The sequence below is a fragment of the Yersinia enterocolitica subsp. enterocolitica genome (assembly GCF_901472495.1).
Classification (GTDB): Bacteria; Pseudomonadota; Gammaproteobacteria; order Enterobacterales; family Enterobacteriaceae; genus Yersinia; species Yersinia enterocolitica.
The window spans coordinates 897,732-907,882 of the sequence record NZ_LR590469.1 but is presented as its reverse complement, the minus strand read 5'-3'; the positions used below and the strand labels follow the sequence as shown (position 1 = coordinate 907,882).

Genomic DNA, 10,151 nt, shown 5'->3' with positions numbered 1-10,151 from the left:
GGAACTATAGATAAATAGATGTGGTTAGGAAGGGAAATTATGGGTAAATGACAAGTGTTACTGTTAAAAGTCTTTTGTAATAATCCAATTCTGTCGATTAAAATTGTGTATTTGAAAATCAACCTCAAATACCTCGGAGAGTATATTGGCTCTCATCACTTTATCGGTACTCCCTTGAGCAAGCACATTTCCACCCGACATTAGCCACACCTGGTCAGCTTGTTGCAAAGTGTGGTTCAGGTCATGAGCACTGATGATTGCACTGCGGCCAGCAGAGCAAAACTCACGCAATAAACTGTCCAATGCTACTTTTTGTGCGACATCAAGGCCAGTGTATGGCTCATCAAGTAGCAGCAATTTACTGTCAGGATTAATATCTGGCCAAACTTGCAAAAAAACAGCGGCCAAACGAACCCGTTGCCATTCGCCACCAGAAAGTTGTGACAACATGCGGGGTAACTTATCGGTTAAGCGTAATCTCTCACAGAGATAGCCAATGGTAGTAGCAATGGCGTCCAAGGAAGCCCCTGCGGGTTGATAAAGCGAAAGGTATTGGAAAACCGGCATCATGGTCAGAGCCGATTGTTGTTGACATAAATAGGCCCGCAGACGTGCTAAATCAGGCCCCGAATAGAGGGATAATGCCTTCCCCGCAAGTGAGATGTCCCCACCAGAGGGCAATAGACCCGCCAGAGAGGCCAATAAGGTGCTTTTCCCCGCTCCATTCGGACCGATTAAGTGTGTTTGCAATCCAGCTGCAACCTGTGTAGAAAAAGGGGCAAGACGGGTATCTACACTGACATTGCTGAGTTGCAATAACATCAAAATAAATCTTTCATCCGTAAATTAGTGAGCAGCCAATGCGCGTGTAATAGCATTGACCAAAATCGGGTCTTCTGGCGTCATATCGGGTGCAAATCTTTCAAGAACGGTACCATCTCGGCCAATCAAGAATTTTTCAAAGTTCCACAGAATGTCACCGACATGTTTTGGCTCACGACCTTTACTTGCTAAGCGCTGATAGAATTCACTGCTTTCAGGTTTTACCGCCACAGGTTTGGCCGCGATTAGATGTTGGTATAAAGGATGCCGTTGTGGGCCATTGACTTCTATTTTGCTGAACATCGGGAAATCGACACCAAAAGTTCCACGACAAAATGCCTGGATTTCCTCATCGCTGCCGGGCTCTTGCCCCGCAAACTCATTGCTTGGAAAACCCAATACTTCAAAACCCTGTTGCTGATAAGTTTTGTATAGCTTTTCCAACCCTTCATACTGCTTGGTTAAACCACATTGGGAAGCCACATTGACCACCAGCAAAACCGATCCTTTATACTTTTCCAGGTTAACGGATTGGCTTTCAATCGTTTTTACTGGGATAGAATAAATTGAATGACTCATCAGGGGTACCCTTATTTCAGCAATGATAAACAGATGAACCTACAGGAACATAAGTCAGTGTAACGCAAATCACTTTACACTTTTAACACGTGTCAGCAACCAGATAAATAGGGGCGCGCCTAAGGTTGCAGTCACTACACCAATCGGTAATTCTGCTGAGAATAAGGCAATACGCGCGACAATATCAGCTAATAACAGTATCCCCCCTCCGGCTAATGCGCATCCTGCCAATAACCGGCGCTGATCGGTTAACCCCGTCAGTCGTAAAATATGCGGGATAACCAGCCCAATGAAGCTTATCACCCCGGCCAGGGCAACACTAACCCCCACTAATAGGCCAATAGCAAGTACCAATAAGTTTCGCCATAGGTGGAGAGAAACCCCTAATTGCTGTGCTTGTTGCTCACCCAGTGACATAAAATTAAGTAAATGCCCTTGGCAACAGAGCCAAAGGACGATAGGTAGCAGTGCCAGCACCAGCCCTTGATGTCGCCAGTCAATGCCACTAAATCCGCCCATCATCCAATACATTAATTGGCGTAGGTCAAGGCTGGTACTGAAATAGACCGCCCAAGTCATAATTGCGCTACAAACTATACCTAAAGCCACCCCAACCAGTAATAAACGGGCATTGGTTAATAAGCGTCGGCGGGCAAAGCCCAGCAAAAGCATCGTCATCAATAACGCCCCTGCGATTGCACAAGCACTTAAAAACCAAATGGGGAGCAATCCATGCCCGAGCAACACGGCCATCACTAATGCAACGCCCGCGCCATTTGCCACGCCGAGCAAACCAGGCTCGGCTAATGGATTTTCAAACAACGCCTGCATGACAGCCCCAGAGACGGCAAGGCTGGCCCCTACCATCAACACCGCCAATGCTCGAGGTAAACGCAACTGCCAAACAAAAAGTCGCCCAGTTTCACTGAACCATTGAGTGGGCCAAAGCCATATATCACCGGCACATAGACTGATAAGCAACGACAATAATAATATGACAACCAATCCTTTGAGATAACGGTTATCACGTTGTTGCTGTCGCTGTTGCAGTGCGGTAAATAAGTGACTGGTTTGCATGACATCCTCGGCCAGTGCCTCAGGATTTACCTGAAGATATCTGATATTCGTTGTTAGCCACAGATAGTAGGGTGTTAGGAGGATAAGGGGAAGTTTTGGATGAAAAATATGATTTTTAACGCTAGCGTTGTCCACTGACTATCGTGACAACGCTAGCGATTATTTCTTAACCACGGTAGCCATTATTTTTCGGTGGGTAGATCTGCTGGCCGCCATGAGCGCCACTATTATTTTGGCCACCTTGGTTATTTTGACTTCCGGGCTTGCCACTGCTACCCGGCCCATTATTATTTCCTTGTTGGCCATGTCCGTTATTTCCATTATGTTGTGGCTGATTACCATGAGGGCCATCGTCATTATGACCAGGGTTACCATGCCCCTGCCCTCGGAATGGATTATGACCGTCTTGTGTTGGTGGGCGCTGCCAACGGCCACCATCCCAATAATAACCACGCTCATTGCGATCACCAATATGACCACCACGGTGCTCATGCCACCATTGTGGTGGACGCCAGTCGTAGCCATCCCAGTAATAGCCACGCTTATCTTGATCACCTAAATGTAAACTGACGCCGGGCACATTGATGTCAAGCGACACATCTGCCTGCACCATCAGCGGCATTAATGACAAGACGCCCAGTAATAGTAGAGTTTTTTTCATATCAATCCGAATATATTATTTAACAGTTGCTAAATTTATATCAGTGAAAATAACACCCATCTATCAGATATTTTCCCATTTTCAATTTCATTGCATATTGTTTACGCAATCCATACGATCATTTCAGAGCAGATATTATTTACTACTATTGCTCACATCACTTAACATACATCTGGCAATCGTTGCTTTTATATTGAATAATCATTACCACTCTAAACACTGATAACCTTGAAAAAATTATAGATTTTTAAGCTATTGCTGCGATCAAGTTTCATTCTGTTCTTTATAATACAAAACTTTAAAATATCTTCAAAACCACCACCTAAAACGATATTTTACAACTATCATGACTCGTTAGTGATACTCTCCATAATATACTTATGAAATACAGATAAAACCTCTTGTAATCGAAACTATTTATTGCAATCCGCTCATCCTGCTCAATTACTTTTTTCGAAGTTCTAAATATGTTAGTCCCATAAGATTCATATTTTACGCTAAGGGGTTGTTCGCATTCTGCGCAAAGTGATTTTTATTTTGGGTCTTAATTACAGAATCAGGGTTCTATCTCATCACTATCAACAATAATGAGCAATTGGTTGGATACTCTTTTAAGCCGCTTATAGTAACAGTGTGGGATTATATGCAAATTCTGTAATACAGCACTTTTTACCACACAATTTACACTCTTCTAAAAGCTCCATTTTCTCCAATGTCGTGGATAAACCTGCGTTCTAATGAAATATAAAACATGAAACAGAGGGGGTTGCCCCCCTCCTCTGTTGAGTCTAAGCTCACGGCGGAAAGTTACACATAACTTACACGCAATTCACACATAGTGAGCGACCATGATTTTTAGAGGTAGATGTAAGCTGTTGATTTAGTTATCACTTGGTCGGCAGTTTAATATCTTTAAACATCGCCTCGATATCTTCATTCGAGCGCAGCGCAACCGCTTTATCTACTACATCGCGCGTCAAATGAGGCGCAAAACGTAAAATAAAGTCATACATATAACTGCGCAGGAAGGTACTACGGCGAAAACCAATTTTCGTGGTGCTGTAAGTAAAGATATCACGGGCATCAACTATCACCAGATCAGGATCTTGGATCGGATCAACTGCCATACTGGCGATAACCCCAACACCCAACCCTAATCGTACATAGGTTTTAATCACATCAGCATCTGTCGCGGTAAAGACAATGCGCGGCGTCAGGCCAGCACGATTAAACGCAGTATCCAGTTCAGAGCGGCCAGTAAAACCGAAGGTGTAGGTCACAATAGGATAAGCAGCCAATTCTTCAATGCTGACATGGGCTTTCCCTGCTAATGGATGATCGGGCTTCACTACCACCGCGCGATTCCAGTGATAGCACGGCAACATAATCAGGTCGTCATACAAATGTAGCGCTTCTGTCGCAATAGCAAAGTCAGCACTGCCCTTGGAAACCGCTTCTGCTATTTGTGTCGGCGAGCCTTGGTGCATATGCAGTGACACGCGAGGATAGCGCTCAATAAAGCCCTTAATCACATTCGGCAATGCGTAACGCGCTTGAGTATGGGTCGTCGCCACATACAAAGACCCTTTATCGGGATAAGTATGTTCACCAGCAACCGCTTTAATGGCATCAACTTTTGATAATACTTCACGGGCAATACGGATGATTTCCAGCCCTGCTGGGGTCACCTGCGTGAGATGTTTACCACTGCGAGCAAAAATCTGGATACCCAGCTCATCTTCCAACATGCGGACCTGTTTACTGATCCCAGGTTGCGAGGTGTACAGGCCTTCAGCGGTGGACGATACGTTAAGGTTATGATTAACCACCTCAACAATATAACGGAGCTGCTGCAATTTCATATCTATACCATCCTAGGTTAAACACTGTGGGAGACCCACAGTTTGGTATATCGGAATCACCCGGTATGCCGAGAAGTTATTAACTGAAACCCATAACTGCATGATGCCAAAGTGGTCAATATCGATCTTATAATAACATTAGGTGATAAAAAAACATTTTATATAACTACTATATCATTTCAGCAGTAACTGTATACACCCCTGTTATCTCACTTTATCTTGCCCTAATCGCCGACTTAAGGTCGTGAGCATACACATGCAATTAACGGTCCTGTCATACTTCAAACTGCCGATACGTAGGCTGCAATTCGAATTATTTAGGGTGTAGAGTATTCGCTTAAAAATAATGGTGTTTTTACTTAATGCAGACAGCCGTTAACGATTGATAATTTCAACGGTTTGACCAAGACTATAAAGCACTTGGATAAATTAGCCCAATAAAAAAAACCAGCCATTAAGGCTGGTTTTACATGTATAACCCGTTATTTGACGCAGTGAATATTTTTCCTGCTAAGTGATAAACTAACCACTTAGCCGCATTCAGATGCGTGTCAAACACCTATTTTTTAGCTTCAACCCATTTGCCATCAATATAGAAAGCAGACCAACCGGTGGCTTTGCCCTCTTTCTCTGAGGAAACATATTGTTGCTTGGTTTTGCGGCTAAAGCGAACCAGAGTCTTATTACCTTCATTATCCGTCACTGGCGCATCAGCCAGGTAGCGTAATTTTTCCGGTAAACGATCCTTGAAACGCACTAACTCTTCAACCAAAGGCGCACGTGTTTCACGCGATTTCGGGAATGTATTAGCCGCCAGGAAGACACCAGCAGCGCCATCGCGTAGCACGAAATAGGCGTCTGACTTTTCGCAAGGCAATTCTGGCAACGGTACCGGATCCTCTTTCGGCGGTGCAACTTCACCACTACGCAAGATTTTACGCGTATTTTTGCACTCATCATTGGTACAACCCATGTACTTACCAAAACGCCCCATTTTCAGATGCATTTCAGAACCACATTTCTCGCACTCAACAATCGGGCCTTCATACCCTTTGATACGGAACTCGCCTTCTTCAATCTCATAACCATCACATGTCGGGTTATTACCACAAACATGTAACTTACGTTGGTTATCAATTAGATAACTATCCATTGCCGTGCCACACTTCTGACAACGACGTTTGGCGCGTAATGCGTTAGTTTCTGCATCATCGCCTTCCAGGATATTAAGAATTTCAGCTTCCGGCACCAGATTGATGGTGGTTTTGCAGCGCTCTTTCGGCGGCAATGCATAGCCAGAACAACCGAGGAATACCCCAGTACTGGCAGTGCGAATCCCCATCTGACGACCACAGGTTGGGCAATCGATGCTGGTCATGACCATTTGATTCGGGCGCATACCGCCCTCTTCAGGATCTTTTTCAGCCTTTTCAAGCTGCTCACTGAACTCAGCAAAGAAGCCGTCCAGCACAGCCTTCCACTCAGCCTGATCATTAGCAACCTGGTCCAGGCCACTTTCCATACGCGCGGTAAAGTCGTAATTCATCAACTCGCGGAAGTTTTCTTCCAGACGGTCGGTGACGATCTCCCCCATTTTCTCGGCATAGAAACGGCGGTTTTCTACCCGGACATAACCACGGTCCTGAATGGTCGAGATAATCGACGCATAAGTAGACGGGCGGCCAATGCCCCGTTTTTCCAGTTCTTTTACCAATGACGCTTCGCTGTAACGCGCCGGCGGTTTGGTGAAGTGCTGGCTTGGGATCAGTTTTTGTAAATCCAACTCACTGCCCACTTCGATCACTGGCAAGGTTCGGTCTTCATCGCCTTTGCGCAATGCTGGCATCACCTTGGTCCAACCATCAAAGCGTAAAGTACGACCTTTAGCTCGCAGTTGGAAATCGCCAGCCTGTACCGTCAGCGTGGTGGAGTCATACTTGGCTGGCGTCATCTGGCAAGCCACAAACTGACGCCAAATCAGCTGATAAAGCTTCTGGGCGTCAGCTTCCATATCTTTTAGCTGCTCAGCCAGCACATTCACATCAGACGGACGAATGGCTTCATGCGCTTCTTGTGAATTTTCTTTGCTGCTGTATTGATTCGGTGCAGATGGCAAGTATTTATCGCCAAAATTATCACCAATATAACCGCGCACCATAGTCAGAGCATCCTGACTTAAGTTGGTGGAATCAGTACGCATATAGGTGATATGCCCAGCTTCATACAAGCGCTGCGCCATCATCATGGTTTTCTTCACACCAAAGCTCAGGCGGGTACTGGCAGCCTGCTGCAAGGTAGAAGTAATAAATGGTGCACCGGGCTTGCTGCTGGTCGGTTTATCTTCGCGATCCAGCACTTTATAACGGGCGTTTTCCAGCAGTTTAAGCGCGGCGTGGGTCTGCTCACGATTGACGGGTTTAAACGGCTTATTGTGAGCATGGGTGACTTCCATTTGTATAGGAACTTCACCTTTCGCCAGCAAATCGGCATGCAATTCCCAATACTCTTCAGGAACGAATGCTTTAATATCCCGCTCACGTTCAACGACCAAACGTACCGCGACCGATTGTACGCGCCCAGCGGACAGGCCACGTGCAATCTTTTTCCACAACAGTGGAGAAACCATATAACCCACAACCCGGTCCATAAAGCGACGGGCTTGCTGGGCATTCACCCGGTTGATATTCAATTCACCCGGTTGATTAAATGCCTGTTGGATAGCATTCTTCGTGATTTCGTTAAACACCACTCGACTAAAACGCTTATCGTCACCACCAATCACTTCCCGCAAATGCCAGGCAATTGCCTCTCCTTCGCGGTCAAGGTCGGTTGCGAGATAGATGTGATCAGCGTTTTCGGCTAATGCTTTCAGCTCGGCAACCACTTTTTCTTTACCGGGCAAAATTTCATACTGCGCTTTCCAGCCATGATAAGGATCGACGCCCATGCGATTAACTAATGCAACCTTTTCGTCTTTCTTTACTTTAGTTTTGGGCTTGCCGGCTTTCTTGGCTTTATCTTCAGTTGAGTTAGCGCTCTTCTTACTGGCTGAGCCACTGGTCGGCAAATCACGAATGTGACCGACGCTGGACTTAACCACGTAGTTATTCCCTAAGTATTTATTAATAGTTTTGGCTTTTGCCGGGGACTCAACTATTACGAGAGCTTTACCCATAATTACCTTTACCTAAATTATTTCTTCTAAAAGAAGGTTTTTATCTTGCCGTACCGCGGCATTCTGAATCTCTTTTTTATATTGCGGTACTTTTTCAGGAGATCAACCTGTTTTTTTGATCGGAGCCATAAAAGCGCTTTTCGAAACTCAGTTGACGATCTGTCAAAATCTTTGTCTGCGCCCAGTGTAACAGCAGCGAATTCTGCCTCATGGCGTCAACAAAACCTTCCACCTAATAGTATAAAATCCCACACTGTACCTGATAAAAAGCGACACGCAACCTAATTAGCTCGGAATCTGAATTTATCCAATTGTGATGACAAACCCATCAGTAGCTCGAATAAACCTTAGTCGGTTTGCGAACAAATGCTAACCCGCAGTAGAATAGGTAAGAGAAATTACCTTGTTCTGAGGAAATATGATTGTTGTGAGGAGATATAATGTTTGGAAACACAGCACCTATTGAACGTAATAAATTATTGGCAGAGGCCAATGAGATTATTCGTCAACATGAAGATTATCTGCACGGAATGGAAGCGACTGAAGTTGAGCAAAAAGGGGCTGTTTTGGTATTTCGCGGGGAATTTTTCCTTGATGAAGAAGGCTTACCTACAGCAAAAACCACTGCCGTATTTAATATGTTTAAACATCTCGCGCATGTTTTATCGGCTAAATATCATTTAATCGATTAATTGCAGATGACGCCTTTTGCTGCTTCCTCCTTTAGCCTTTGAACCAAAAATAACAGGGGGCCAAGCCCCCTGCTTTTATCTCACCGAATCCACTTCGCGTCAGGTTATAATAGTGGTTTTTCACCACGCTGCCACCAACGTAATAATAGACGATCTACACTTTCCGCTGCACTGCCTGTAAAGCGCTCCATCAGACGTTTACGACGGGAATAACGCACACCAATAACTTCATGATTATCCATCTCAGCTATCAGTAAGTCATCGCTAGTGCCAATGGCATCCACCAGCCCTTTCTCTTTGGCTTGGGTGCCAAACCAATGTTCACCAGTAGCAACAGCATCGATATCCAAAGACGGCCGCTGTTGATGGACGAACTGCTTGAACAGCAGGTGCGTTTCATTGAGATCTTCACGGAATTTTTCGCGGCCTTGCTCGGTATTTTCACCAAACAAGGTAAGGGTTCGCTTAAATTCACCTGCGGTATGCAGTTCTACGTCAATATCGTTCTTTTTAAGTAAACGATGGAAGTTGGGTATTTGGGCGACAACACCAATAGAACCAATAATAGCAAAAGGTGCACTAATGATACGGTCTGCCACGCAAGCCATCATGTACCCGCCACTGGCTGCGACTTTATCCACAGCAACAGTCAGACGTATACCTTTATGACGCAAACGTTCCAATTGCGACGCCGCCAAACCATAACCGTGAACCACGCCACCAGGGCTTTCCAGACGAAGTAGCACTTCATCTTGTGCAGTTGCCACTGCCAGCACCGCAGAAATCTCTTCGCGTAATGAAGCCACTTCATGGGCATCAATGCTGCCTTTGAAGTCAATGACATATAAACAGGGTTTTACTGCCGCCACTGCACCAGATTTGGCGCGCTGTTTCTTCAGTTTTTCGTCAGCTTTTTGCTGCTTTTTGAATTCTTTACTCCAAGCTTTTCGCTCCGCATGGCTCATGCGCGCCAGACGCATTTCACGCTGCATTTCCTTATATTGCTCACCGAGGGGGACCAAATTGAGTTCTCCCCGTAACCCTTGTTTCCTCATTCCTTGGCTGACAACCAATAATACAACCGCTCCAATTGCGACCACGATGGTCACCACTTTAGCGAGAAATAGTCCGTACAGAGAAAATAACTCCACAAAATACCGCCTTTATTCATCTGCTATTAAAGAGATACCTGCATTCTAGCGAACCCGCAGGCCGCCGTCTTGCGCAAATGAAAAATTGCATTGGTTTCGCTTAAATATAAGAATGTAAGAGATATCGCGGTG

The 10,151-nt window shown here is 45.2% G+C and carries 8 protein-coding genes; 1 reads left to right on the top strand and 7 read right to left on the bottom strand.

Annotated features, from left to right (window positions below):
• Positions 1–63: 63 nt before the first annotated feature.
• From btuD to topA, 6 genes are all read right to left on the bottom strand, one after another.
• Positions 64–822, bottom strand: a complete 759-nt coding sequence (btuD, locus tag FGL26_RS04230; RefSeq protein WP_005169382.1) for a vitamin B12 ABC transporter ATP-binding protein BtuD — start codon at positions 820–822, stop codon at positions 64–66.
• Positions 823–846: 24 nt separating this feature from the next.
• Positions 847–1,401, bottom strand: coding sequence for a glutathione peroxidase (locus tag FGL26_RS04225; protein WP_005169375.1), 555 nt, complete (start codon positions 1,399–1,401; stop codon positions 847–849).
• A 69-nt stretch (positions 1,402–1,470) separates the two neighbouring features.
• Complete coding sequence (gene btuC / locus FGL26_RS04220) at positions 1,471–2,478, bottom strand: vitamin B12 ABC transporter permease BtuC (protein WP_005169373.1); 1,008 nt, start codon at positions 2,476–2,478, stop codon at positions 1,471–1,473.
• 166 nt (positions 2,479–2,644) lie between these two features.
• Positions 2,645–3,139 carry a DUF2502 domain-containing protein gene (locus tag FGL26_RS04215; RefSeq protein WP_005169371.1) on the bottom strand — a complete coding sequence of 165 codons (495 nt, stop codon included), beginning with the start codon at positions 3,137–3,139 and terminating at the stop codon, positions 2,645–2,647.
• An 887-nt stretch (positions 3,140–4,026) separates the two neighbouring features.
• Positions 4,027–5,001 (bottom strand): HTH-type transcriptional regulator CysB, encoded by a 975-nt coding sequence (gene cysB, locus FGL26_RS04210; protein WP_005169370.1) that lies wholly within the window; start codon positions 4,999–5,001, stop codon positions 4,027–4,029.
• Positions 5,002–5,560: 559 nt separating this feature from the next.
• A complete protein-coding gene (topA, locus tag FGL26_RS04205; protein WP_005169368.1) occupies positions 5,561–8,176 on the bottom strand; it encodes a type I DNA topoisomerase in 2,616 nt (871 codons plus the stop codon).
• 440 nt (positions 8,177–8,616) lie between these two features.
• Between topA and FGL26_RS04200 the strand changes: the two genes are divergently transcribed.
• Complete coding sequence (locus FGL26_RS04200) at positions 8,617–8,868, top strand: YciN family protein (RefSeq protein WP_005165861.1); 252 nt, start codon at positions 8,617–8,619, stop codon at positions 8,866–8,868.
• A gap of 104 nt (positions 8,869–8,972) precedes the next feature.
• Here FGL26_RS04200 and sohB read toward each other — a convergent pair whose 3' ends face one another.
• Positions 8,973–10,019, bottom strand: a complete 1,047-nt coding sequence (sohB, locus tag FGL26_RS04195; protein WP_005169366.1) for a protease SohB — start codon at positions 10,017–10,019, stop codon at positions 8,973–8,975.
• Between the last annotated feature and the right edge of the window lie 132 nt (positions 10,020–10,151).